Origin of the sequence: Solicola agrisoli (genome assembly GCF_049059935.1) — a bacterium.
Lineage (GTDB): Bacteria > Actinomycetota > Actinomycetes > Propionibacteriales > Nocardioidaceae > JAURVT01.
The window spans coordinates 12,027-37,065 of record NZ_JBMGQR010000010.1 but is presented as its reverse complement, the minus strand read 5'-3'; the positions used below and the strand labels follow the sequence as shown (position 1 = coordinate 37,065).

Here is a 25,039-nt window from a genome sequence, read left to right as displayed (position 1 = left end):
ACCCGACGAACCCCGAGGCTGACCCGGCGTGATCATCACCGCTTTCTCGATCCTGCTCGTGCTGTCGAGCGTCCTGCTCATCGTCCTGGTGCTCATGCACAAGGGTCGCGGTGGCGGACTGTCCGACATGTTCGGCGGCGGCGTGTCGAGCAGCCTCGGCGGTTCGTCCGTGGCCGAGCGCAACCTCGACCGCCTCACCGTCGGCACCGCCGTCATCTGGGGCGTCTGCATCGTCGCGCTCGCGCTCCTGCTCAAGGTCAGCAGCTGACCTGAGCCACCCCGGCACGCCCCGGCGTCCACGGCTCGGTGAGCCCTGGACGCCGCGGGCACGTGCCCGCTTATGATGTGCCTGCCACGAGGGGCCGACGTCCCCTCAACCCCGTCGTCGAGGAGTCCTGCGTGTCCAGTGCCATCCGTGGAAGCCGTATCGGCTCCGGCCCGATGGGCGAGGCCGAGCGCGGCGAGGCTGCGCCCCGCAAGGTCGTCACCTACTTCTGCGCCCACGGCCACGAGACCGAGCTGAGCTTCGCGCTCGAGGCGACCTCGCCCGACGAGTGGGACTGCCCCCGCTGCGGCCTCCCGGCCAGCAACGACCACACCAACCTCCCCGCGGCCCAGCGCATCGAGCCGTACAAGACGCACCTCGCCTACGTGAAGGAGCGCCGCTCCGACGACGAGGCCGCCGAGATCCTCACCGAGGCCCTCGCCCAGCTCCGTTCGAAGCGCAAGTCCGGCGAGATCGTCTTCTGATCCTGCGGGCCCTGGCATCCCGCCTGGCGGCGTCGCGACCGGCTCGCAGGGCAAACCCGGCCCAGCTTCGCCGTCCGCGCCTTGCCAGCCGGGCGCCAGCCCCCGCAGGAACCTGGTGACGGCGACTACCTGAGTCTCAGAGCTGCGAGGCGGAGCCGGGGTCGAGGAACCAGGTGGTGGACTCGGTGCCGCGGACGCCGTTGGCGGGAGTTCCGGCCACGTCGTCGCCGGCCAGCGCACGCGCGACGGCCGCGGCCTTGCCCTCGCCGGACACCAGGAACCAGACGTGCCTGGCCTTGTTCAGGGTCTCGAACGTCATGCTGACGCGCGTCGGCGGCGGCTTGGGGGAGTCGAACACCGCGGTCACCGCGACGCCCGTGACGTCGAGGCCGGGGTGGTGCGGGAAGAGCGAGGCCACGTGGCCGTCGTCGCCCACGCCGAGCATGACGACGTCGAACACCGGGCTGACGCCGTCGTCGGACGCCGCTGCGAGCTCGGCGGCGTAGGCGTCGGCCGCCTGCTCGACGGTGATGACGCCGTCGTCGTAGGCCACCGCGCGCACGCGGCCGTCGGCGCCGACGGCGTCGAGGAACGCGTCACGGGCCTGCTGCTCGTTGCGCTCGGGGTCGCCCATGCGCAGCCAGCGCTCGTCACCCCACCACAGGTCGACGTCGGCCCACGCGACGCCCGTGGACGCGGAGTCCTGGGCGACGCGGCGGTGCAGGACGTCGGCGATGGTGCCGCCCGTCAGCACGACCGACGGGATGCCGCCCGCGGCCTGCACGTCCTCGACGAGGTCGACCAGACGCCGCGACACCTCCGCCGCCAGCGCGTCCTTGTCGGTGCTGACGACGGTGGTGGGCTCGCTCACGCGCGGTTCTCCTTCGACGCGGCCGGTTCCTTCGAGGCCTGGGGCTTGGGGCTGGCGGTGTGCTTCTCGGCGGCCGTCTTCTTCTTCGTGGACGGACGCGGACGCGTGCGCGCGCTCTCCTGCGCCGCGAGGTGACGCACGGTGGCGGCGTAGATGTCGTCCTCGTCGAGGCGTCGCAGGTCCTCGGCCAGCAGCTCGGGCAGCGACCGGCGGTGCAGCGCCACGGGGCGGTCGGCCTCGCCGGGCAGGACGAACGTCGCGCTCGTGCCGTCGGGACGCACCAGGGCGACGTCACCGCGGGCCGTGGTCAGCCGGACGTCGGTGAGGCCGGGGCCGCCGGACGTCTTGAGCGCGATGTCGACGCCGAGGCGGCTCTCGAGCCACGCCCGCATCAGGGTGGCGCTCGGGTTGCCGCGCTCGGCGGTGATCGAGCCGCCGGTGACGGGGGCGTCGGTCTGGTCGAGCGCCGCGGCGAGCAGGGCCCGCCACGGGGTCAGACGCGTCCAGGCCAGGTCCGTGTCGCCCGCGGTGTAGCTGCGGGCGGCCGTGAGCAGCGAGCGGGACTTGGAGCGTCCCGCCGCGGCGTCGGTGAGGCGGCGCTGCGCGATGGCGCCGAGCGGGTCGGCGGCCGCGTCGTCGGGCGCCTCGCCGGGCCACCAGACGACCACGGGGGAGTCGGGCAGCAGCAGCGGCAGGACGACGGACTCGGCGTGCTGGGTCAGCTCGCCGCGCAGCCGCAGCAGCACGGCCTCGCCGGAGCCGTTGCCGATCCGCACCTGGGCGTCGAGGCCCGCGGCCCCGCGTCCGGAGCGGCGGATCACGCCGAGCACACGGGCGGGGTGCTCGCTCGAGATCGCGGCGGCGGCGCGCATCGCGTCGTAGGAGTGCGCGTCGTCGGTGACCACGACGAGCGTGAGCACCATGCCCATCGCCGGGCTGCCGACGGCGCGGCGCGCGCGCACGAGCGCCGCGGCCACCTCACTGGCGTTGGTGTCGGTCAGGTCGGTCTTCATCGCGTCCCTCCGTCGGTCAGGGCGATCGGGGCGGTCACGGGCGTCGCCACGCGCGGCCGTCGCGGGCGAGCATCTCGTCGGCGCTGGCCGGCCCCCAGGTGCCCGACGGGTACTGCTCGGGCGGGGTGCTGGAGGCGTCCCAGTGCTCGATGACGGGGTCGAGGATCTCCCAGGCCAGCTCGACCTCCTCGTGCTGCGGGAACAGCGGCGGCTCGCCGAGCAGCACGTCGAGGATCAGCCGCTCGTACGCCTCGGGGCTCGACTCGACGAACGCGCCGCCGTAGGCGAAGTCCATGTTGACGTCGCGGATCTCCATCGCAGTGCCGGGCACCTTGGCGCCGAAGCGCAGCGTGACGCCCTCGTCGGGCTGGATGCGCATGACGAGCGCGTTCTCGCCGAGCTCCTCGGTGGCGGTCTTGCTGAACGGCAGGTGCGGCGCCCGCTTGAACACCACGGCCACCTCGGTGACGCGGCGGCCCAGGCGCTTGCCGGTGCGCAGGTAGAACGGGACGCCGGCCCAGCGCCGCGTCTGCACCTCCAGGCGCACCGCGGCGAACGTCTCGGTGGTCGAGGACGCCGGGATGTCGGACTCCTGGTGGTAGCCGATCACCTTCTCGCCGCCGGCCCAGCCCTCGGCGTACTGGCCGCGGGCGGTGTGGACGTCGAGGTCGTCGGCGGGCTTGGTCTTGGCCAGCACCTTCTGCTTCTCGATGCGCAGGCTGTAGGCGTTGAACGAGACCGGCTCCTCCATCGCCACCAGCGCCATCAGCTGCAGCAGGTGGTTCTGGATGACGTCGCGCGCCGCGCCGATGCCGTCGTAGTACCCCGCACGGCCGCCGATGCCGATGTCCTCGGCCATGGTGATCTGCACGTGGTCGATGTGGTGGCTGTTCCAGACCGGCTCGAACATCCCGTTGGCGAAGCGGAACGCCAGGATGTTCTGGACGGTCTCCTTGCCCAGGTAGTGGTCGATGCGGAACACCGACTCGCGGTCGAAGACCTCCGAGACGATCGAGTTCAGCTCCTGGGCGCTCGTCAGGTCGTGACCGAACGGCTTCTCGATGATGACGCGGCGCCACGAGTCGCCCTCGGCCTGCGCGAGCCCGTGCTCCTTGAGCTGGCCCACGACCACGGGGAAGGCGCTCGGCGGGATCGACAGGTAGAACGCGTGGTTGCCGCCGGTGCCGCGCTCGGCGTCGAGCAGCTTGATCGTCTCGGCGAGACGCTCGAAGGCCTCGTCGTCGTCGAACGAGCCCGAGACGAACCGCATGCCCTCGGAGAGCTGGTCCCAGACCTCCTCGCGGAACGGCGTCCGCGCGTGCTCCTTGGCGGCGTCGTGCACGATCTTGGCGAAGTCCTGGTCCTCCCAGTCACGCCGGGCGAACCCCACGAGCGAGAAGCCCGGCGGCAGGAGCCCGCGGTTGGCGAGGTCGTACACCGCCGGGATCAGCTTCTTGCGGGCCAGGTCGCCCGTCACGCCGAACAGCACCAGGCTCGACGGCCCCGCGATGCGCGGGAGCCGTCGGTCCTGGGGATCGCGCAGCGGGTTGACGTGCGAGGTCACGAGAGGAGCTCCTCCACGGTGGTGAGGCCGGACGCGTCGGCGAGGTGCAGGCGCAGCACCGGACGGCCCTTGTCGGCGAGCACCGAGCCGTCGCCGACCGCCTGGGCGGTGATGAACGTGCCGAAGGTGAACTCGCGACCGGGGACGGCGAGGTCCTGGCTCGGGTCGGCCGTGACCTGCAGGTAGACGCCCGTGTCGGGGCCGCCCTTGTGGTACTGGCCGGTGGAGTGCAGGAACCGCGGACCCCAGCCGAACGTGACCGGACGCCCCGTCTTGGCGGCGAGGGTCTTGCGGACCTTCGCGAACGACGCGTCGCGCGCGCGGTCGGTGTAGACCTGCACCGCGACGTAGCCGTGCTCGGGGTCGAGGTGGTCGAGCAGCGCGCCGACGGCCTCGGCGGTCGTGGAGACCTCCTCGGGCAGCCACTCGCCGGTGTCGTACACCGTGACGCCGGCGTCGGTGAACGCGGCGGTGGGCGACGCGGCGTCGCCGCCGAGCATGTCGCGGGCGGCCTGCTTGGCGCTCTCGACGTCGGGCTGGTCGAACGGGTTGATCCCGATCAGGCGGCCCGCGACGACGGTGGCGTGCTCCCACAGCAGCATGGCTGCGCCGAGCTTCGCGTCGACGGTGGCGCTGTAGCCGGACGCGGCCGGCACCTCGACGAAGACGTCGCCCGGCCCGAAGGTCACGAGGACCTCGTCGGCGCTGCTGGGGTCGAAGTTCGTCGCGGTGGTGGACTCCACGACGACCGGCAGGATGCCGCGGCCCTGCTTGCCGGTGGACTCCGCGACGAGCTGCTCGATCCAGTCGCCCAGGCCCGGAAGGCCGGAGTCGACCTCGGCGAGGACGAGCTTGTCGACGCCCGCACGGTTGGCCACGCCGAGCGCCGCGCCGAGCCGCAGGCCCGGGTTCTCGGCGTCGTCGGACGCGAGCGCCGGCGCGATCGAGGCGGCCTGGTCGAGCAGGGCCCCGATGTCGGCACCGGCCAGCCCGCTCGGCACGAGGCCGAACGCGGTGAGCGCCGAGTAGCGTCCACCCACCTCGGGGTCGGCGCTGAAGACGCGGTAGCCGGCCTTCTCGGCGGTCTCCTCCAGCGGCGAGCCCGGGTCGGTCACGACCACGACGTGGTCGACCGGGTCGAGGCCGGCGTCGGTGAACGCCTGCTCGTACGCGCGGCGCTGGCTGTCGGTCTCGACGGTGCCGCCGGACTTGCTGGAGACCACCACGACGGTGCTCTCGAGCCGGTCGGCGATCGCCGCGCGGACGTAGTCGGGGTCGGAGGAGTCGAGCACCGTGAGCTCGACGCCGGCGGCCTTGCAGATCACCTCGGGTGCGAGCGAGGAGCCGCCCATGCCGCACAGGACGACGTGGTCGATGCCGCGGCCGGTGAGGTCGCGGCGGAGGTCCTCGACCTCGGAGACCAGCGGGCGCGACGACTCGTGCAGATCGACCCACGACAGGCGCTTGGACGCCTCGTCCTCGGCGTCCGGTCCCCACAGGGTGGCGTCGCGCGCGACGAGCCGGCTGGCGAAGCGCTCGCCGACCAGCTCGTCGAGCGCCGCCGCGAACGCGGACTCGTCGTGGACCTCGACGCGCAACCCGAAGGCCTCGCCCTCGGTGCTCGTGCGGTCGGTCACTTGGCCTTCTCCAGCTCGGCCTTCACCGTCTCCTGCAGCTCGCCCCAGGAGACGTCGAACTTGTCCAGGCCCTCGTCCTCGAGCACGGCGACGACGTCGTCGTACTTGATGCCGAGGTGCTCGATCGCGTCGAGCGTGGCGCGGGCCTCGTCGTAGGTGCCGGTGACGGTGTCGCCGGTGACCTCGCCGTGGTCGGCGACGGCCTCGAGCGTCTTCTCGGGCATCGTGTTGACGGTGTTGGCCACGACGAGGTCGGACACGTACATCGTGTCCTTGTAGTCGGGGTTCTTGACGCCCGTCGACGCCCACAGCGGGCGCTGGCGGTTGGCGCCCTTGGCCTCGAGCGCCGCGAAGCGCTCGGAGGCGAAGGTCTTCTCGTACAGCTCGTAGGCCAGGCGGGCGTTGGCGACGGCGGCGCGACCCTTGAGCGCGGTCGCCTCGTCGGTGCCGAGGGCGTCGAGCCGCTTGTCGATCTCGCCGTCCACGCGGCTGACGAAGAACGACGCGACCGAGTGGATCTTGGACAGGTCGCGGCCCTCGGCGTCGGCCTGCTCGAGCCCGTACAGGTAGGCGTCCATGACGCCCTTGTAGCGGTCGAGCGAGAAGATCAGCGTGACGTTGACGCTGATGCCGCGGGCGATCGTCGCGGCGATGGCCGGCAGGCCCTCCTCGGTGGCGGGGATCTTGATCAGCACGTTCTGCTCGCCGACCTTGTCCCACAGGCGCTGGGCCTCGGCGATGGTCTCGTCGGTCTTGCGGGCCATGCCCGGCTCGACCTCGATCGAGACGCGGCCGTCGGCGCCGTCGGTGCGGTCGAAGACCGGGCGCAGCACGTGCGCGGCGTCGCGGACGTCGGTGGTGGTGATCTCGAAGATCGCGGTGTCGACGTCGGCACCGGCGGCGGCGAGCTGGGCGACCTGCTCGTTGTAGCGCTCGCCGTTGGAGAGCGCCGAGGCGAAGATCGTCGGGTTCGTGGTGACCCCCACGACCTCGTGGCGCTGCACGAGGTCGTCGAGGTTGCCCGAGGCGATCCGCTCGCGGGAGAGGTCGTCGAGCCAGATGGAGACACCCTGGTTGGACAGGGCGCGGAGACGGTCGTTCATAGCTGTTCCTCCTGGGAGGTGGGAGTGGTCAGTGTCCGGGCGTGCCGCTGCCGGCGGAGTCCGGGTTGTCACCGGGGCCGACGGGGCCGGACGGACGTGCGTGGACCGAGACGCCGGTGCCGCCGATGCGGGCGGCCTCGGCGATCGAGTCGCGCGCGGCCTGGGCCACGGCGTCCGACGTGATGCCGAAGGCGTCGTAGAGCTTGGCGTAGTCGGCCGAGGCACCGAAGTGCTCGATCGCGACGATGCGGCCGGCGTCGCCGACCACCTCGCGCCAGCCCTGGGCGATGCCCGCCTCGACCGAGACGCGGGCGCGCAGGCTCGGCGGGATCACCGAGTCGCGGTACTCGGCGTCCTGGGCGTCGAACCACTCGCGACACGGCATCGAGACGACGCGCGCCTTGATGCCCTCGGCGGCGAGGGTCTCGCGCGCCTGGACGGCGAGCTGGACCTCCGAGCCGGTGCCCACGAGGACGACGTCGGGCTCGCCGTCGGCGTCGATCAGGACGTAGCCGCCGCGGCCCACGCCGTCGGCGGACGCGAAACCCTGCTCGCCCCGGGGGAACGTGGGCAGGTTCTGGCGGCTGAGCGCCAGGCCGGCCGGGCGGTTCGTCGTCTCGAGGATGGTCTTCCAGGCCGCGACGGTCTCGTTGCCGTCGGCGGGGCGCACGACGTCGAGGCCGGGGATCGCGCGCAGCGCGGCGAGGTGCTCGATCGGCTGGTGCGTGGGGCCGTCCTCACCGAGGCCGATGGAGTCGTGCGTCCACACGTAGGTGACCGGGATCTCCATCAGGGCCGCGAGGCGGACCGAGGGGCGCATGTAGTCGGAGAACACCAGGAAGGTGCCGCCGTAGACGCGGGTGGGGCTGTGCAGTGCGATGCCGTTCATCACGGCGCCCATCGCGTGCTCGCGGATGCCGAAGTGCAGCACGCGGCCGAACCAGTCGCCCTCGAACTTCTTGGACGAGTGCTCCGGCGGCAGGAACGACGGCTGGCCCTTGGGGGTGGTGTTGTTCGAGCCAGCGAGGTCGGCCGAGCCGCCCCACAGCTCGGGCAGCAGCGGTGCGATCGCGCTGAGCACCTCGCCCGAGGCGGCGCGGGTGGCGACGCCCTTGGGGTCGGCGTCGAACGTCGGCAGCGCGTCGGCCCAGCCGTCGGGCAGCTTGCGGGCGAGCAGGCGGTCCATCAGGGCCGCGCCCTCGGGGTTCGACGAGGCCCAGGCGTCCTTCTCGGCGGTCCAGGCGCTGTGCGCCTCGGCGCCGCGCTCGAGGGCCTTGCGGGTGTGGGCGATGACGTCGTCGGCGACGTCGAACGTCTTGTCGGGGTCGACGCCGAGGATCTTCTTGGTGGAGGCAATCTCGTCGGCGCCGAGCGCCGAGCCGTGCGAGCCGCCGGTGCCCTGGGCGTCGGGGGTGGGCCACGCGATGATCGTGCGCAGCTGGATGAAGCTGGGCTTGTCGGTGACCTTCTCGGCGGCGACGTAGGCGTCGTACAGCGCCTGCACGTCCTCCTCGTAGCCCGTGCCGTCGTTGGTCCAGTCGATCGTCTGGACGTGCCAGCCGTAGGCGGCGTAGCGCGCGGCGACGTCCTCGTTGAACGCCACCGAGGTGTCGTCCTCGATCGAGATCTTGTTGTCGTCGTAGAGCAGCGTGAGGTTGCCGAGCTGCTGGGTGCCCGCGAGCGAGGACGCCTCGGCCGAGACGCCCTCCTCGAGGTCGCCGTCGGACGCGATCGCGTAGACGTGGTGGTCGAAGATGCTCGAGCCGAGCGGCTTGTCGGCGTCCAGCAGGCCGTGCAGGCGGCGCGCGGCCATGGCCATGCCGACCGCGTTGCCGACGCCCTGGCCGAGCGGGCCGGTGGTGACCTCGACGCCGTCGGTGTGGGCGTACTCGGGGTGACCCGGCGTCAGGCTGCCCCAGGTGCGCAGCGACTTGAGGTCGTCGAGCTCGAGGCCGTACCCGGTCAGGTAGAGCTGGATGTACTGCGTGAGGCTCGAGTGACCGCAGGAGAGGACGAAGCGGTCGCGCGCCAGCCAGTGCGAGTCGGCCGGGTCGTGCTTCATCAGCTTGTTGTAGATCAGGTACGCCACGGGAGCGAGGCTCACCGCGGTGCCGGGGTGGCCGTTGCCGACCTTCTCCACGGCGTCCATCGCGAGGGTGCGGACGGTGTCGACCGCACGCCGGTCGAGGTCGGTCCACTCGAGCGCGGGGCGCTCCTGGTTCGCATCGATGGTCACTTCGGCGTCTCCTATTGGTCGTATTGACAATATCTCGGTACCAGTCTGCCTCGGCCGACGTCCCGACGCCAGTCGACCCACGCGTCTCGACCCTACTCGTGAAAGGACCCGGCGGCCTCAGGGCCGCGTGCGGAGCCCGTCCGGCACCACCTAGACTCGTGGAGTGACCTCGTTGGACCGCAGCACCGCCCGTTCCGGTCGGGGGACCACCGGCGGGACCTCCCGTCCTCGGGTCGCCGACGTCGTGTCCGCCTACGTGATGCTGACCAAGCCCCGCATCATCGAGCTGCTGCTGCTCACGACGGTGCCGGTTATGTTCATCGCCGCCCAGGGCGTGCCGCCGCTGTGGCTCGTCGTCGCGACGATCGTCGGCGGGACCCTGTCGGCCGGCTCGGCCAACGCGCTGAACTGCGTGTTCGACGCCGACATCGACCAGCAGATGCGCCGCACCCGACGTCGTCCGCTGCCGCGGCACGCGGTCACCGGCCGCTCGGCGCTGGTCTTCGGCCTGGTGCTGGGCGTCGTCTCTACCCTGTGGCTCGGCTTCCTGGTCAACTGGCTCTCCGCCGGTCTCGCGCTCGCGGCCAACGTCTTCTACGTCGTCGGCTACACGATGCTGCTCAAGCGGCGCACGTCGCAGAACATCGTCTGGGGCGGCGCGGCCGGCTGCTTCCCGGCCCTGATCGGCTGGACGGCCGTCACCGACTCGCTCGCCTGGGCGCCCGTCGTGCTCTTCATGGTGGTCTTCTTCTGGACGCCGCCGCACTTCTGGTCGCTGGCGATCCGCTACCGCGAGGACTACGCCGCCGCCGACGTGCCGATGCTGCCGTCGATCGCGCCGGCCACCGTCGTGGCGAGCAAGATCATCGCCTACTCCTGGGTGATGGTCGCGACGTCGCTGCTGCTGTGGCCGCTGGCCCCCACCGGCTACGTCTACCCGGTCGCGGCCGTCGTCCTCGGTGCCGTGTTCCTCGTCGAGGCGCACCTGCTCAAGCGCCGCGCCGCCGTCAGCAGCGAGCTGTCGGTGCTCAAGCCCATGCGCCTGTTCCACTGGTCCAACGCGTACCTGTCGCTGCTCTTCGTCGCCGCCGCTGTCGACGCCCTCCTGCGCTGACGCGGCCTGCCTCCGGCCCGGTCGGAGGCACCGAGTGGGGGTCGAGGTCCGAGTCGTCCAACGCATCAGACGCTGATGCGTTGAAGAAGGCGGACGTCGACGGGCTCAGCGGGCGCAGTCGCCGCCGGCGCTCTGCCAGCCGTCGCCGTAGTTCTCGAGCATGACCGTCGCGGTGGCCGACCCGTCGTCCACGGGGACGTCGTAGAAGACCATCTCGCTGTCGCCCATGAACGACTCGGCGTCGCCGTGCTCCCAGCTGGACGGGTCGGAGACGGCGGACGTCGCGACACCGCACGCCGCAGCCGCCTCCGTCCGGACCAGGCCGGGGGCGACGGGTCCGACGTCGGGCGCTCCGCCGTCGGTGCCGCCGTTCGACGCGTAGATCGCTCCGGCCACGAGGAGCGAGACACCGACGCCGACGGCCCACGCCACCCAGCCCGCCGGGGTGCGCGGCAGAGGCGCGCTGCGGCGCGGCCGGTGCCACCCCATCGGCCGGATGACGCTGTGGTGGTCGAAGGTCGTGGAGGACGTCGGCGAGGTGCTCGACCCGAACGGGTCGGACGACCAGGCGTCAGACGAGAAGGCGTCCGACGTCGGCGCGTCCGTCGACCCGTCCTGCTCCGAGCTGGGGTGCACGTCGTCCTCCGAGGTCGCCGGTGTGCCGACGTCATCGTCGCGGCTCGAAGGGCGTGCGCGGGCCCGAACCCCCGAAGTTGTCGGTGCCTGAGAGGCCTACAGGCCCCTGAGCCACCGACAACTCGGGCGGAACGGTCAGCGGGTGGAGGTGGTGGCGGCGTCGAGCCGGGGGACGGCGGGGGCATCGGGGTGCGGGGTGCCGGTGAGGAGTAGCAGGCGCGTGGCGAAGGCCGCGAGCAGCGAGGCGCCGAGCAGGTGGAACCACACGAGCACGATCGGCAGGTCGGTGAAGTACTGCACGAACCCGATCAGCCCCTGGGCCAGCTCGACGCCCAGCAGCACGACGGCGGCACGGGACGCGGCGGCCGCACCGGCCCGGCGCAGGGACCACGCCGCGAGCACCGTCAGGCCCACCAGGACGTAGACGCTGAACGCGTGCACGTGGCTCCAGGTGGCGGGGTCGAGGCCGTTGCGCGGCGCGTCGACGTCGCCGGCGTGCGGTCCGCTGCCGGTGACGACGGTGCCGAGGTAGAGCACCACCCAGAGCATCGCCCAGGTGACGGCGACGAGGCGGCGGGCCCCGACGGGGACGGCGTCGGCGCGCCAGCCGGCCACGCGCGACAGCAGCAGCGTGGAGCCCATGACGAGCGCCATCGACAGCATCAGGTGCAGCGCGACGATCCACGGGTTCAGGTCGGTGAGCACGGTGACGCCGCCGAGCAGGCCCTGGGCCGGGATGCCGAGCAGCAGGAGCGTCGCGACCAGCCGCGACCGGTCGCCCTTGGACGTGCTGCGCAGCACCGCCACCCAGGTCCCGATGGCGATGGCGACCAGCACGTAGGTGAGCATCCGGTTGCCGAACTCGATGACGCCGTGCATCCCGAGCGCCGCGTGGGGCGTGAAGGCCTCGTCGGTGCAGCGCGGCCAGGTGGGGCAGCCGAGGCCCGACGCGGTGAGGCGCACGGCGCCGCCGGTCAGGATGATCACGGTGTTGGCGATCACCGACGCCCACGCCCAGCGGACGACGGTGCGGCGGGTGGGCGACGCGACGGCGTCGGCGAGCGCGGACATCAGGAGTCCCAACGGAAGGTGCGGGCGACGCCGGCCGACGCGACGCCGGCCCAGACGAGGAGGACGACGACGGCCGCGGCACCGGGGCCGCGTCCGTCGAAGCAGGCGCGCAGGCCCTCGCCGAGCGCGCCCGAGGGCAGCAGCGTGGTGAGGGGCTGGACGAAGGACGGGTAGCGGTCGACGGGCACGAGCACCGCGCCGCCGACGAGCAGGAGCACGTACACGAGGTTGGCCAGGGCGAGCGTGGCCTCGGCGCGCAGGGTGCCGGCCATCAGCAGGCCGAGCGCGCCGAAGGCGGCGGTGCCGAGCACGACGAGCAGCAGCGCCCCGCCGAACGCGCCGGCGCCGCCCTGCGGGTCCCAGCCGAGCAGCAGCGCGGCCACGCAGAGCACCGTCAGCTGGACGACCTGCACCGCGACGACCGCGCCGATCTTGCCCGCGAGGAGCCCGACGCGGGGGAGCGGCGACGCGCCGAGGCGCTTGAGCACGTTGGAGCGGCGCTCGAACCCCGTCGCGATCGCGAGCGAGGTGAACGACGTCGACATGACTGCGAGAGCGAGCACCCCGGGCGTGATGACGTCGATCGGACGGCCCGAGCCGAGGTCCACGACGCGGTCGGACTCGGTGCCCGCGACGAGCACCAGCAGCGGGATGACGAGCGCCAGCAGCACCTGCTCGCCGTTGCGGAGCAGCAGCCGGGTCTCCATCACCGCCTGGCGCAGGATCATCGTGCCGAGCGGCGCGGCGCCGGGGGCGGGCCGCAGGTCGAGCGGGGTGGTCATCCGCGCAGCTCCCGTCCGGTGAGCTCGAGGAAGACGTCCTCGAGGGTGCGGCGCTCGACCGCGAGGTGGTCGGCCATGACGCCGTGCGACGCGCACCAGGCCGTCAGGGTGGCGAGCAGGCCGGGGTCGACGTCGCCGGTGACGACGTACGCGCCGGGCACCGACTCGACCACCTTGGTGCCGACGGGCAGCGCCGACATCAGGCTGCCGACGTCGAGGCCGGAGCGGGCGGAGAATCGGATGGTGTTCTCGGCGCCCTCGCTGGTGAGCTGCGCGGGGGAGCCGGACGCGATCAGGCGTCCGTGGTCGAGGACGTGCACGTGGTCGGCGAGGCGCTCGGCCTCGTCCATGTAGTGCGTGGTGAGCACGACGGTGACGCCGGACTCGCGCAGCTCGTCGACGAGGTCCCACGTGGCGCGGCGGGCCTGCGGGTCCAGGCCGGCGGTGGGCTCGTCGAGGAAGACCAGCTCGGGGCGTCCGACGATCGCCATCGCGAGGCCGAGCCGCTGGCGCTGTCCGCCGGAGAGGCGTCGGTACGGCGTCCTGCCGCACGACCCGAGTCCGAGGCGCTCGATCAGGGCACCGGGGTCGACCGGGTGGGCGTGCAGCGACGCGACGTGCCGCAGCATCTCGTGCGCGTGGGCGCCGGACCAGGACCCGCCGTCCTGCAGCATCACGCCGACCCGCGGACGCAGCTGCCGCCCGTCGCGGAACGGGTCGAGGCCGAGGACGCGGACGACGCCGTCGTGCGGGCGGCGGTAGCCCTCGCAGGTCTCGACCGTGGTGGTCTTGCCGGCGCCGTTGGGGCCGAGCACCGCGGTCACCGTGCCGGGGCGGACCTCCAGGGACAACCCGTCGACGGCGGCCGTGCCGCCGTAGCGCATGACGAGGCCGGAGATCTCGACGGCGGGGGTGACCACCGGTCCATCGTAGATGGGGTGCGGCGAAGGTACCGTCGGCGCATGCAGCTGCCGGTGATGCCGCCCGTCAAGCCCATGCTCGCGCGCTCGGTGAAGGGCGTGCCCGCGGCCGACTCCGTCGACGGCGGCCTGGCCTACGAGCCCAAGTGGGACGGGTTCCGCTGCATCGTGTTCCGCGACGGCGACGAGGTCGAGCTCGCCAGCCGCAACACCCGTCCGCTCACCCGGTACTTCCCCGAGGTGGTCGAGGCGATCGTCGCCAACGTGCCCGAGCGGTGCGTGCTCGACGGCGAGATCGTCGTCGCGATGGACGGACGGCTGGAGTTCGAGCGGCTGCAGGAGCGCATCCACCCGGCGGTCTCGCGCGTGACGATGCTGAGCGAGCAGACGCCGGCGTCGTTCGTCGCGTTCGACCTGCTGGCCGAGGGGGACGTGTCGCTGCTCGACGTGCCGTTCGCGGAGCGCCGGGCCCGGCTGGAGCAGGCGCTGTCGTCGGCCCACCCGCCGGTGCACCTCACGCCGCTGAGCCACGACGCCGACGTCGCGCGCCGATGGTTCGAGCAGTTCGAGGGTGCCGGGCTCGACGGCGTGGTGGCCAAGCCGCTCGCGGCGCCCTACGCGCCGAACGCTCGCACGATGAGCAAGATCAAGCACGCCCGCACCGCCGACGTCGTCGTCGCCGGGTACCGCCTGCACAAGACGTCGACGCCGGAGCGTCCGCTGCTCGGCTCGATGCTGCTCGGCCTGCACGACGCGTCCGGGCAGCTGCAGCACGTGGGCGTCGCGGCGTCGTTCACCGCCACGCGCCGCGCCGAGCTGCTCGACGAGCTCAGCCCCCTGGAGGTGCCCGTGGAGGAGCACCCGTGGGCGCAGTGGGCCCAGGAGGACACCGGCGGCAACCGGATGCCCGGCGCGCAGAGCCGCTGGAGCGCCGGCAAGGACCTGTCGTTCACGCCGCTCGCGCCCGTCCGCGTCGCCGAGGTGGGCTACGAGCACATGGAGGGCACCCGGTTCCGCCACACCGCGCAGTTCAAGTGCTGGCGCCCCGACCGCGACCCCGAGTCGTGCGACTACACCCAGCTCGAGGAGGTCGTCGGCTACGACCTGGACGAGGTCCTCGGCGCCTGACCGTGGAGTTGTCGGTGCGTGGTGATGCCCCGACATCACCAGGCACCGACAAGCGCGGGGATCAGTCGGGGTCGGGCTTGTTGGCGCGCGCCTTGGACGGCTGGACGCGCATCGGCTCGCCGGGCATCTTGGGGTAGTCCGGCGGGTAGGGCATGTCGGACTCGCCGGCGGCCTCGTCGCGCTCGTACATCTCGAGCAGCGGCTCGAGGGAGTAGTGCTCGTCGTCGATGGCGGCGTGCAGGTCGCCGAGCTCGGCGAAGCGGGCGGGCACGGTGTGCAGGTTGAAGTCGCGGGGGTCGGTGATCGTCTCGAGCTCCTCCCAGGTGACGGGCGTGGAGACGGGGGCACCGGGCTTGGCGCGCAGGCTGTAGGCCGACGCGATGGTGCGGTCGCGGGCGTTCTGGTTGTAGTCGACGAAGATCGTCTCGCCGCGCTCCTCCTTCCACCACTTGGTGGTGACGCCGTGCGTGCGGCGCTCCAGCTCGCGTCCGAACGCGATGGCGGCGTGGCGCACGTCGGTGAACGTCCAGCGCGGCTCGATGCGGACGTACATGTGGACGCCGCGGTTGCCGCTCGTCTTGGGGAACCCGACCATGCCGAGGTCGGACAGCAGCTCGCGGGCGACGCCGGCCACGCGCACGGCGTCGGAGAAGTCGGTGCCGGGCTGGGGGTCGAGGTCGATGCGCAGCTCGTCGGGGTGGTCGACGTCGGCCCGGCGCACCGGCCACGGGTGGAACGTCACGGTGCCCATCTGCGCGGCCCACGCGGGCACGGCGACCTCGGTGGGGCACACCTCGTCGGCGTGGCGTCCGGACGGGAACGCGATGCGAGCCGTCTCGACGTACGGAGGGGCGCCGCGCGGGATGCGCTTCTGGTAGAACGCGTCGCCGCCGTGGTCCATCCGCGTGGACATGACGATGTCGGGCAGCACGCCCTTGGGCCAGCGCTCGAGCGTGGTGGGTCGCTCGCGCAGCGCCCGCATGATGCCGTCGCCGACGGCGAGGTAGTACTCGACCACCATCAGCTTGGTGACCTCGGCGACGGTCTCGGTGGCCGGGAAGATCACCCGGTCGGGGTTCGACACGCGCAGGCTCTGGTGCCCTGCCTCGATCTCCACCGCGGGGGATGCCATGGCGGCAGCCTAGGCCCGTGAGGCCCCGCAGGGCAGGAGGCGGCGCGGCGGTACCGTCGGGCCGTGCCGGACCAGGGGAGCGACCCGCGGATCGAGCTCGTTCCGGAGCCGGGACGGGCCGACGCGTGGACGCTGCTGGTCGACGGTGCCGAGCAGTCGCACGTCGACCTCGGCGACCCGACGCGGCTGGAGTTCGACTACGTCCGACGGATGGGTGACGTCCTGGACGCGTCCGCGCCGCCGACGCAGACGATGCGGGTGGTGCACGTCGGGGGAGCGGGCCTGACGCTCGCCCGCTACGTCGCCGCCACTCGTCCGCGCTCGCCGCAGGTGGTGCTGGAGCCCTACGAGGCGCTGACGCAGCACGTCCGCGAGCACCTGCCGCTGCCCGCACGCTCGGGCATCAAGGTGCGCCCGCAGGACGGCCGCACCGGGCTGGCGCAGATGCGCTCCGAATACGCCGACGCGGTGGTCGTCGACGCGTTCGACGGCGCCCGCGTCCCGGCCGACCTCACCACCCGCGAGGCGCTCACGCAGGCCGCCGAGGTGCTCGCGCCGGGCGGGGTGCTGCTCCTCAACGTCACCGACCGGCTGCCCTTCCCGTACGTCCGACGCGTCGTGGCGGGGGTGTCCGAGCACCTGCCGCACGTGCTCGTCAGCGCCGAGCCGGCGACGATGAAGGGCCGCAGGTTCGGCAACCTGCTCGTCGCGGCGAGCGACGGCCCGCTGCCCGAGGCGGCGCTGCGGCGCGTCGCGGCGTCGTCGGCGTTCCCCTACCGGGTGCTCGCCGGGACCGAGGTGGCCGACGCGCTCGGCGGCGGCCGTCCGTTCACCGACGCCGACTCCTCCCGCTCGCCCGAGCCGCCCGGGGGCGCGACCTTCTTCCGGTGACCCCCTGCCGTCCTACCGTCTGACGATGAGCACCGCAGGCCTGTTCGCGCACCACCCCGCCGTCCCGATGATGCTGGAGCTGGACGCCGCCGGGCTGGTCAGCACGAGCACGACGTTCCAGGGCCTCGGCGTCGACGTGCGCGCCGGCGGTCGCGCCGCCGCGCTGCAGACCGACGGCCTGCTGGCCACGCTGCTGGCCCCACCGCCCGCCGCCGTCGGCTCCTGCACCGAGCTGCAGCACGCCAGCGTCCTCGCCGGCGGCGTCATGCGCCTGTGGGCGTCCTCGGTGACCCGCTACAACACCGGGGTCGACGACCTCAACGCCCGCTACGAGGCCGCCGCGGGCTCGCGCTTCGGCGTCGAGGAGCCGGCCGAGGGCGTGGACGACACGCACGACGTGGCCGGGGCCCGGGCCGCGCTGGTGGCCCAGCTGCAGCGCGAGGAGGCCGTGCTGGCCGACACGCTCGACGACGAGGGCGACGACCAGGCCGCGATGCTCGACGCCGGCCCCGACGAGGCCACGATGCGCGAGCTCGCCGAGGCGGGCGCCCTGATGCTGCCCGAGCTCGGTCTGGCCGGCCTCGACGCCGGGGACGTCGACATCGCGGCCATGATCGCCGCGATGCAGCGCAACGGCGTCGTCCCCGAGGACGTCGACCCCGCCGCCGTCGAGGACGCGTCGGAGGCGCTCCGCCGGCTCCTGGACGAGGACGACTACGGCGTCAACGGCAACCGCGACGACCTGCAGCGCGTGCTGGAGGCGATGCGGGGCCTGGGGCCCGACGGCGCGGGCATCGAGTTCGTCCTGGCCCAGTTCTCCGACGACGAGCTGCGGCGCTGGCACGAGATGAACACCGACGAGGGCGGGTTCCTGTGGAACCACCACGGCCTCGAGCACTGGGACAACATCGACCTGAACACCGTCGTGCTGACGGGAGCCGACCAGGCGCTGCTCGACCGCCTCAGCCGTCTGTGGCCGGGCATCAACCCCGACGTCAGCGGCGTCGACGGTGACCAGGCGTCGGACGAGAACCCCTCGGCCGAGAGCCCCGAGTGGGGTCCGCCGCCCGCGGACCGGCACCTGTTCGAGGACTCCGACGGCAACCCGCAGACCGACGCGGACGGCGTCGACCAGGGCGCGCTCGGCGACTGCTGGATGCTCGCCAAGACCGGTGCGCTCGCCGAGGGCGACGACAGCTGGGTCACCGACCACGTCCAGGAGAACGACAACGGCACCATCGCGGTCACCATGTACGACGACGACGGCAACCCGCACCGCGTCACCGTCACGCGCGACCTGCCCCTCGACGAGGACGGCCAGCCCAAGTACGGCAGCGAGAACTCCGACACCCCGTTGTGGAACGGCTACTACGAGAAGGCGTTCGCGCTGGCGTCGCAGCACGGCAGCGACGGCGAGGACGGGTACGGCGGCATCGAGGGCGGCTGGGCCGACTCCGACGCCCAGCTGATGACGGGCCACGACGCCGACGACCTCGGGGCAGACGCCTCGGACGTCCAGGAGGCCCACGAGGAGGGCCGGCCCGTCGTCGTCACCACCGAGGACGACGACTGGGACCGCGAGGGCTTCCACGGCCTGCACGCCTACCACCTGCGCGGGTACGACTCCGACGGCAACCTGATCCTGGTGAACCCGTGGGGCGAGGAGGAGCCCGAGCTCGTCGTGAGCCCCGAGGAGTTCGAGGACCACTTCAGCGGCGCGGCCGCCCTCAACCGGTAGGAAGGTGCCATGACCTCCGATCCGTCCGCGAGCCTGCACCTGCGGCAGGGCGTGCCCACCCGCGTCGAGCTCGACGGCCACCGCTGCCGCCTGGGCATCGCCACCACCGCCCGCGACGAGGGCCTCGTCACCATCAGCGTGCTGGTCGACGGCGTCGACGAGCGCTTCCGGGTGGGGGTGGGCGACGGCGTCCGCGCTCTCGACGCCCGCTGGACCGTCGGCGACCTCGACATGTCGACGCCCGGCCGCACGCGCGTCCGTCTCGACCCGGTGGACGCATGAGGCGTGCGACGGCCGCCACGGCCGCCGTCCTCGCCACGGTGCTGCTGGCCGGCTGCGGGGGCGGCGACCAGCCCGGCGGCGACTCCGGCGGGGGAGGTGCCGACGGCTGCGTGGGCGACGCCTCCGGGCAGCGGGTGCAGCAGGGCGTCGACGGCAGCCTCGACGACGGCACCAAGCTCCGGGTGAGCTACCTGACCACCGACGGCGGCGAGGACGGTGCGTACGTCCGATGGGCGCCCGGAGCCGGCGGTGACCCGAGCCCCGACCCGGTCCGCGTCGGCCTCGGCGACTCGTTCACCCTGGGTGGCACGTCGTACGAGCTGACGGGCGTCTGCGACGACGCTGCGTGGGTCACCGCCGCCGACGGGTGAGCGTCCCGGCGGGGCCGGGACGGTAAGCCTCACCTTCGTTGTCCGTCGGAATCAATAACGGCACACTGGCGTTGTGAAAAACATGCGCGTGCCGGAGGTGTCGTCCCTGGACGACGCACCCACGCGCGAGCGCGTGGCGGCCAGCATCCTGGAGCACGGTCCGTCCACCGCGGCGCAGCTCGCCGAGCGACTCACGCTGACGGCCGCGGCCGTCCGTCGTCACCTCGACCAGATGAGCGACGAGGGCGTGCTCACCAGCCGCGACCAGCGCGTCACCGGCACCCGTGGGCGCGGCCGTCCGGCCAAGGTCTTCCTGCTCACCGACACCGGTCGCGAGCAGTTCGACCAGGCCTACGACGACCTCGCCGTCGACGCGCTGCGCTTCCTGTCCGAGACCGCCGGCGAGGATGCCGTCATGGCGTTCGCCCGCCGCCGTGTCGCGGACCTCGAGACGCGCTACCGCCCGCTGGTCGAGGCCGTCCCGGAGGCCGAGCGCACCGCCGTGCTGGCGCAGGCGCTCACCGCCGACGGCTACGCCGCGTCCACCCGCACCGCCCCCAGCGGCGAGCAGGTGTGCCAGCACCACTGCCCCGTGGCGCACGTCGCCGCGGAGTTCCCCCAGCTGTGCGAGGCCGAGACCGAGGTCTTCTCGCGCCTGCTGGGCAGCCACGTCCAACGACTGGCCACGCTCGCCCACGGCGACGGGGTCTGCACCACGAACGTCCCTGCGAACCTCAGCACCACTGCACCGGAGAGGACCTCATGACCACCACCTCGAACGAGCCCAACGCGATCGAGCAGGCCAACCCCGAGCTGGAGGGCCTGGACCGATACGACTTCGGCTGGTCCGACACCGACGTCGCCGGCGCCAGCGCCAAGCGCGGTCTCTCCGAGGAGGTCGTCGCCGACATCTCGGGTCGCAAGAGCGAGCCGCAGTGGATGCTCGACATGCGCATGAAGGGCCACAAGCTCTTCGGTCGCAAGCCGATGCCCACCTGGGGCGCCGAGCTCGACACGATCGACTTCGACAACATCAAGTACTTCGTGCGCTCCACCGAGAAGCAGGCCACCTCGTGGGAGGAGCTCCCCGAGGAGATCAAGAACACCTACGACCGCCTGGGCATCCCCGAGGCCGAGAAGCAGCGCCTCGTCTCCGGCGTCGCGGCCCAGTACGAGTCCGAGGTCGTCTACCACCAGATCCGTGAGGACCTCGAGGAGCAGGGCGTCATCTTCCTCGACACCGACACGGCGCTCAAGGAGCACCCCGAGCTCTTCCGCGAGTACTTCGCCACCGTCATCCCGATCGGCGACAACAAGTTCTCCGCGCTCAACACGGCGGTCTGGTCCGGCGGCTCGTTCATCTACGTGCCCAAGGGCGTCCACGTCGACATCCCGCTGCAGGCCTACTTCCGGATCAACACCGAGAACATGGGCCAGTTCGAGCGGACGCTGATCATCGTCGACGAGGACGCGTCGGTCCACTACGTCGAGGGCTGCACCGCGCCGATCTACAAGACCGACTCGCTGCACTCGGCCGTCGTCGAGATCATCGTGAAGAAGGGCGGCCGCTGCCGCTACACGACGATCCAGAACTGGTCGAACAACGTCTACAACCTCGTCACCAAGCGCGCCACCTGCGAGGAGGGCGCCGTGATGGAGTGGGTCGACGGCAACATCGGCTCCAAGGTCACGATGAAGTACCCGGCCATCTACCTGATGGGCGAGCACTCGCGCGGCGAGACCCTGTCGCTGGCGTTCGCCGGCGAGGGCCAGCACCAGGACTCCGGCGCCAAGATGGTGCACTGCGCGCCGCACACGTCGAGCTCGATCATCTCCAAGTCGGTCGCGCGCGGCGGTGGCCGCACCTCCTACCGCGGCCTGCTGCAGGTGCTCGAGGGCGCCGAGCACTCGGCCTCCACGGTCAAGTGCGACGCGCTGCTGGTCGACACGATCAGCCGCTCGGACACCTACCCGTACGTCGACGTCCGCGAGGACGACGTGTCGCTGGGCCACGAGGCCACGGTCTCCAAGGTCAGCGACGACCAGCTGTTCTACCTGATGAGCCGAGGCATGGACGAGGACGAGGCCATGGCCATGATCGTCCGCGGCTTCGTCGAGCCCATCGCGCGCGAGCTGCCGATGGAGTACGCCCTCGAGCTCAACCGCCTCATCGAGCTGCAGATGGAAGGAGCCGTCGGGTGACGACGACCCCCGAGGAAGTGCACGTCGACAACGTCGAGGCCGCGCTGGAGGTGGGCGGGCAGATCTCGTCCCACCTCCACCCGGTCGGCTCGTTCGACCTCGCCGACCACGACGTGCCCAAGGGCCTGGAGGAGGTCTGGCGGTTCACCCCGCTCAAGCGCCTCCGCGGCCTGCACGACGGCTCGTTCGCGGCCGACGGCAAGATCGTCGCGTCCGTCCAGGCGGCCGACCCGGTGCAGGTCGAGCAGGTCGGGCGCGACGACGCCCGCCTGGGCTCGGTCTACGCCCCCGGCGACCGGATCAGCGCCCAGGCCTGGACCTCCTTCGGCGAGGCCACCGTCATCACGGTGCCCGCCGAGGCCGAGGTCGCCGAGCCCGTGGTGGTCAACGTCCGCGGCGAGGGCGTCGAGGGCGCGAGCTTCGGCCACGTGTTCATCGACGTGAAGCCGTTCGCGAAGGCCACCATCCTGCTCGACCACGTCGGCAGCGCCACGCTGGCCGCCAACGTCGAGGTCAAGGTCGGCGACGGCGCCAACCTCACGCTGCTGTCGATCCAGGACTGGGACGACGACGCGGTGCACGTCGCGCACCACCACGCGCTGGTCGGTCGCGACGCCACCTACAAGCACGGCGCCGTCTCGTTCGGCGGCGACCTGGTGCGCCTCAACGTGTCGGTCGAGTACGAGAGCAGCGGCGGCGACGCCCAGATGCTCGGGCTGTACTTCGCCGACGCGGGCCAGCACCTCGAGCACCGCCTGTTCGTCGACCACAACCGGCCCAAGTCGGTCAGCAACGTCGAGTACAAGGGTGCGCTGCAGGGCCAGGACGCCCGCACGGTCTGGATCGGCGACGTCCTCATCCGCAAGGCGGCCGAGGGCATCGAGACGTACGAGAGCAACGACAACCTCGTGCTCACCGACGGCGCCCGCGCCGACTCGGTGCCGAACCTGGAGATCGAGACCGGCGAGATCGCCGGTGCCGGCCACGCCAGCACCACCGGCCGCTTCGACGACCAGCACCTGTTCTACCTGCAGAGCCGCGGCATCCCCGAGGACGAGGCGCGTCGCCTCGTCGTCAACGGCTTCTTCAACGACGTGATCCGCAAGATCGGCGTCCACGAGCTCGAGGAGCGCCTGCTGCAGGCCGTCGAGGCCGAGCTGGCCAAGAACATCAACCTCGCGCTGCCGCCGGTCGACGCAGGGACGACGCCCTGATGGCGTTCGTCCAGGCCGCCACGCTGGCCGAGGTGACCGAGGGCAAGGCCCTCGGCATCGAGGTCGACGGCATCGACATCGCGCTGGTGCGCTCGGGTGACGACGTCTACGCCGTCGCCGACGAGTGCTCGCACGCGGAGGTGCCGCTGTCCGACGGTGACGTCGAGGGCTGCGAGATCGAGTGCTACCTGCACGGCTCGCGCTTCGACGTCCGCACCGGCGAGGCGCTCAACCTGCCCGCGACCGCCCCGGTCGCCACCTATCCCTGCAAGGTCGACGGCGACGCGGTCCTGGTGGACCCCGCCGGCGCCTCGCTCTGACTCACGAGACGAAGAAGAAGAAGGAGCTACATGTCCACGCTGGAGATCAAGGACCTGCACGTCGAGGTCCGGACCGACGACGGCCCCAAGGAGATCCTCAAGGGCGTCGACCTCACCGTGAAGTCCGGTGAGACCCACGCGATCATGGGCCCCAACGGCTCGGGCAAGTCGACGCTGGCGTACTCCATCGCCGGCCACCCGAAGTACAACGTGACCGGTGGCTCGGTGCACCTCGACGGCGTCGACGTGCTCGACATGAGCGTCGACGAGCGCGCCCGCGCCGGCATGTTCCTGGCGATGCAGTACCCGGTCGAGATCCCGGGCGTCTCGGTGGCCAACTTCCTGCGCGCGGCCAAGACGGCCGTCGACGGCGAGGCCCCCAAGCTCCGCACCTGGGTCAAGGACGTCAACGTCGCGCTCGAGGGCCTGGACCTGGACAAGGAGTTCGCGCAGCGCAGCGTCAACGACGGGTTCTCCGGCGGCGAGAAGAAGCGCCACGAGATCGTCCAGCTCGAGCTGCTCAACCCCAAGTTCGCGGTGCTCGACGAGACCGACTCCGGCCTCGACATCGACGCGCTGCGCATCGTGTCCGAGGGCGTCAACCGCTTCTCGGCGCAGGGTGACCGCGGCGTCCTGCTGATCACGCACTACACGCGCATCCTGCGCTACATCAAGCCCGACTTCGTCCACGTCTTCGTCGCGGGCCGCGTCGCCGACCAGGGCGGCGCCGAGCTGGCCGAGGAGCTCGAGGCCAACGGCTACGACAAGTACACCAAGGCGGCGGCTGTCTGATGACGCTGGTGGCGGGGCAGGAGACCGGCTACGACGTGGCCAAGGTCCGGGAGGACTTCCCGGTCCTGGCCCGCCGCATGGCCGACGACAAGGCGCTGGTGTACCTCGACAGCGCCAACACGTCGCACAAGCCGCAGCAGGTGGTCGACGCGATCGCCGACCACTACCTGCTGCACAACGCCAACGTGGCCCGCGCGATGCACCAGCTGGGCGCCGAGGCGTCCGAGGCGTTCGAGACCGGCCGCGACAAGGTGGCGGCCTTCATCGGCGCCCCGTCGCGCGACGAGGTGGTCTTCACCAAGAACGCCTCCGAGGCGCTCAACCTGGTGGCCCGCGTGCTCGGCGACGCCACGGGTGAGCACGCGATCGGTGCCGGCGACGAGATCGTCATCACCGAGATGGAGCACCACTCCAACATCGTGCCGTGGCAGCTGCTGCGCGACCGCAACGGCGCGACGCTGCGCTGGTTCGGCGTCACCGACGAGGGCCGGCTCGACCTGAGCAACCTCGACGAGCTGGTCAACGAGCGCACCAAGGTCGTCTCGGTGACCTGGGTGTCCAACATGCTCGGCACCATCAACCCGCTGGCGCCGATCATCGAGCGCGCGCACGCCGTCGGCGCGCTCGTCGTCGTCGACGGGTCGCAGGCCGTGCCGCAGATCCCCGTCGACGTCGCCGCGCTGGGCGCCGACCTCGTCGCCTTCACCGGCCACAAGATGGTCGGGCCCACCGGCATCGGCGTGCTCTGGGGCCGCTACGACCTGCTGGCGCAGCTGCCGCCGTTCCTCGGTGGCGGCGAGATGATCGAGACCGTCACGATGGACCGCTCGACGTTCGCCGCGCCGCCGTCGCGGTTCGAGGCCGGCACGCCGCCGATCGCGCAGGCCGTCGGCCTGGGCGCGGCCGCGGACTACCTCACCGCGCTCGGCATGGAGAACGTCGCCGCGCACGAGCAGGCGATCACCGCCTACGCGCTGAAGGGCCTGCAGACGGTCGAGGGCCTCAGGGTCGTCGGGCCGTCCGAGGCCGTCGAGCGCGGGGGAGCGATCAGCTTCACCGTCGACGGCGTGCACCCGCACGACGTCAGCCAGGTGCTCGACTCGCTCGGCATCGCCGTGCGCGCCGGCCACCACTGCGCCAAGCCGGCCCACCTGCGGTTCGGCGTCCAGTCCACCACCCGCGCGTCGTTCTACCTGTACACCACCGAGGCGGAGATCGACGCCCTGGTGGATGGGATCGAGCGCACCCGACGTTTCTTCAAGGTGTGAGCAC

The 25,039-nt window shown here is 72.1% G+C and carries 25 protein-coding genes; 14 read left to right on the top strand and 11 right to left on the bottom strand.

The annotated features are described in order from the left end of the window. Positions 1-31 precede the first annotated feature (31 nt). Together secG and ACI6PP_RS05800 are read left to right on the top strand one after the other, a co-directional pair. A complete protein-coding gene (gene secG / locus ACI6PP_RS05805) occupies positions 32-268 on the top strand; it encodes a preprotein translocase subunit SecG (protein ID WP_421109976.1) in 237 nt (78 codons plus the stop codon). A 131-nt stretch (positions 269-399) separates the two neighbouring features. Then, positions 400-750: an RNA polymerase-binding protein RbpA gene (locus ACI6PP_RS05800; RefSeq protein WP_421109884.1), complete on the top strand. Its 351-nt coding sequence runs from the start codon at positions 400-402 to the stop codon at positions 748-750. A gap of 136 nt (positions 751-886) precedes the next feature. Here the strand turns inward: ACI6PP_RS05800 and pgl are convergent, their stop codons facing one another. Genes pgl through tkt form a run of 6 tightly spaced genes read right to left on the bottom strand, consistent with a single transcriptional unit; the run spans position 887 to position 9,168 of the window. After that, a complete protein-coding gene (gene pgl / locus ACI6PP_RS05795; RefSeq protein ID WP_421109882.1) occupies positions 887-1,621 on the bottom strand; it encodes a 6-phosphogluconolactonase in 735 nt (244 codons plus the stop codon). Continuing rightward, positions 1,618-2,634 (bottom strand): glucose-6-phosphate dehydrogenase assembly protein OpcA, encoded by a 1,017-nt coding sequence (locus ACI6PP_RS05790; RefSeq protein WP_421109880.1) that lies wholly within the window; start codon positions 2,632-2,634, stop codon positions 1,618-1,620. Before ACI6PP_RS05790 ends, pgl begins: the two co-directional genes overlap by 4 nt. Positions 2,635-2,668: 34 nt before the next feature. Beyond that, the gene (zwf, locus tag ACI6PP_RS05785; protein ID WP_421109879.1) at positions 2,669-4,198 is read right to left on the bottom strand and encodes a glucose-6-phosphate dehydrogenase; all 1,530 of its coding nucleotides are present in this window, start codon (positions 4,196-4,198) and stop codon (positions 2,669-2,671) included. Continuing rightward, on the bottom strand, positions 4,195-5,835 hold the full coding sequence (locus tag ACI6PP_RS05780) for a glucose-6-phosphate isomerase (protein ID WP_421109877.1): 1,641 nt from the start codon (positions 5,833-5,835) through the stop codon (positions 4,195-4,197). Before ACI6PP_RS05780 ends, zwf begins: the two co-directional genes overlap by 4 nt. Beyond that, entirely contained in the window at positions 5,832-6,938 is a 1,107-nt protein-coding gene (tal, locus tag ACI6PP_RS05775) for a transaldolase (protein WP_421109875.1), read from the bottom strand. The genes ACI6PP_RS05780 and tal overlap by 4 nt, the downstream gene beginning before the upstream one ends. Before the next feature lie 28 nt (positions 6,939-6,966). Further along, entirely contained in the window at positions 6,967-9,168 is a 2,202-nt protein-coding gene (gene tkt, locus ACI6PP_RS05770) for a transketolase (protein ID WP_421109974.1), read from the bottom strand. 178 nt (positions 9,169-9,346) lie between these two features. Between tkt and ACI6PP_RS05765 the strand changes: the two genes are divergently transcribed. Beyond that, entirely contained in the window at positions 9,347-10,288 is a 942-nt protein-coding gene (locus tag ACI6PP_RS05765) for a heme o synthase (RefSeq protein ID WP_421109973.1), read from the top strand. A gap of 105 nt (positions 10,289-10,393) precedes the next feature. Here the strand turns inward: ACI6PP_RS05765 and ACI6PP_RS05760 are convergent, their stop codons facing one another. The 4 genes from ACI6PP_RS05760 to ACI6PP_RS05745 form a co-directional block, all read right to left on the bottom strand. After that, complete coding sequence (locus ACI6PP_RS05760; protein WP_421109873.1) at positions 10,394-10,924, bottom strand: hypothetical protein; 531 nt, start codon at positions 10,922-10,924, stop codon at positions 10,394-10,396. Positions 10,925-11,059: 135 nt separating this feature from the next. Then, a complete protein-coding gene (locus tag ACI6PP_RS05755; RefSeq protein WP_421109871.1) occupies positions 11,060-11,995 on the bottom strand; it encodes a COX15/CtaA family protein in 936 nt (311 codons plus the stop codon). Then, the gene (locus tag ACI6PP_RS05750) at positions 11,995-12,777 is read right to left on the bottom strand and encodes an ABC transporter permease (protein WP_421109870.1); all 783 of its coding nucleotides are present in this window, start codon (positions 12,775-12,777) and stop codon (positions 11,995-11,997) included. The genes ACI6PP_RS05755 and ACI6PP_RS05750 overlap by 1 nt, the downstream gene beginning before the upstream one ends. After that, entirely contained in the window at positions 12,774-13,697 is a 924-nt protein-coding gene (locus ACI6PP_RS05745) for an ABC transporter ATP-binding protein (RefSeq protein ID WP_421109869.1), read from the bottom strand. Before ACI6PP_RS05745 ends, ACI6PP_RS05750 begins: the two co-directional genes overlap by 4 nt. A 42-nt stretch (positions 13,698-13,739) precedes the next feature. Between ACI6PP_RS05745 and ACI6PP_RS05740 the strand changes: the two genes are divergently transcribed. Further along, on the top strand, positions 13,740-14,825 hold the full coding sequence (locus ACI6PP_RS05740; protein ID WP_421109868.1) for an ATP-dependent DNA ligase: 1,086 nt from the start codon (positions 13,740-13,742) through the stop codon (positions 14,823-14,825). Positions 14,826-14,886: 61 nt separating this feature from the next. Here the strand turns inward: ACI6PP_RS05740 and ACI6PP_RS05735 are convergent, their stop codons facing one another. Then, positions 14,887-15,957 carry a DNA polymerase domain-containing protein gene (locus tag ACI6PP_RS05735; protein ID WP_421109866.1) on the bottom strand — a complete coding sequence of 357 codons (1,071 nt, stop codon included), beginning with the start codon at positions 15,955-15,957 and terminating at the stop codon, positions 14,887-14,889. 63 nt (positions 15,958-16,020) lie between these two features. Between ACI6PP_RS05735 and ACI6PP_RS05730 the strand changes: the two genes are divergently transcribed. The 10 genes from ACI6PP_RS05730 (at position 16,021) to ACI6PP_RS05685 (ending at position 25,035) form a co-directional block, all read left to right on the top strand. Further along, positions 16,021-16,848 carry a spermidine synthase gene (locus ACI6PP_RS05730; RefSeq protein WP_421109865.1) on the top strand — a complete coding sequence of 276 codons (828 nt, stop codon included), beginning with the start codon at positions 16,021-16,023 and terminating at the stop codon, positions 16,846-16,848. Positions 16,849-16,873: 25 nt separating this feature from the next. After that, positions 16,874-18,586: a C2 family cysteine protease gene (locus tag ACI6PP_RS05725; protein ID WP_421109864.1), complete on the top strand. Its 1,713-nt coding sequence runs from the start codon at positions 16,874-16,876 to the stop codon at positions 18,584-18,586. A gap of 9 nt (positions 18,587-18,595) precedes the next feature. Next, positions 18,596-18,868: a DUF6406 domain-containing protein gene (locus ACI6PP_RS05720; RefSeq protein ID WP_421109863.1), complete on the top strand. Its 273-nt coding sequence runs from the start codon at positions 18,596-18,598 to the stop codon at positions 18,866-18,868. Beyond that, positions 18,865-19,239 carry a hypothetical protein gene (locus ACI6PP_RS05715; RefSeq protein ID WP_421109862.1) on the top strand — a complete coding sequence of 125 codons (375 nt, stop codon included), beginning with the start codon at positions 18,865-18,867 and terminating at the stop codon, positions 19,237-19,239. Before ACI6PP_RS05720 ends, ACI6PP_RS05715 begins: the two co-directional genes overlap by 4 nt. 82 nt (positions 19,240-19,321) lie before the next feature. Then, positions 19,322-20,005: a helix-turn-helix transcriptional regulator gene (locus ACI6PP_RS05710; protein WP_421109971.1), complete on the top strand. Its 684-nt coding sequence runs from the start codon at positions 19,322-19,324 to the stop codon at positions 20,003-20,005. Next, entirely contained in the window at positions 20,002-21,441 is a 1,440-nt protein-coding gene (gene sufB / locus ACI6PP_RS05705) for a Fe-S cluster assembly protein SufB (protein WP_421109861.1), read from the top strand. The genes ACI6PP_RS05710 and sufB overlap by 4 nt, the downstream gene beginning before the upstream one ends. Beyond that, on the top strand, positions 21,438-22,655 hold the full coding sequence (gene sufD, locus ACI6PP_RS05700) for a Fe-S cluster assembly protein SufD (RefSeq protein ID WP_421109860.1): 1,218 nt from the start codon (positions 21,438-21,440) through the stop codon (positions 22,653-22,655). Before sufB ends, sufD begins: the two co-directional genes overlap by 4 nt. After that, positions 22,655-22,975 (top strand): non-heme iron oxygenase ferredoxin subunit, encoded by a 321-nt coding sequence (locus ACI6PP_RS05695; RefSeq protein ID WP_421109859.1) that lies wholly within the window; start codon positions 22,655-22,657, stop codon positions 22,973-22,975. The genes sufD and ACI6PP_RS05695 overlap by 1 nt, the downstream gene beginning before the upstream one ends. Before the next feature lie 30 nt (positions 22,976-23,005). Further along, positions 23,006-23,767 carry a Fe-S cluster assembly ATPase SufC gene (gene sufC, locus ACI6PP_RS05690; protein ID WP_421109858.1) on the top strand — a complete coding sequence of 254 codons (762 nt, stop codon included), beginning with the start codon at positions 23,006-23,008 and terminating at the stop codon, positions 23,765-23,767. After that, entirely contained in the window at positions 23,767-25,035 is a 1,269-nt protein-coding gene (locus ACI6PP_RS05685) for a cysteine desulfurase (protein ID WP_421109857.1), read from the top strand. Before sufC ends, ACI6PP_RS05685 begins: the two co-directional genes overlap by 1 nt. Positions 25,036-25,039 lie beyond the last annotated feature (4 nt).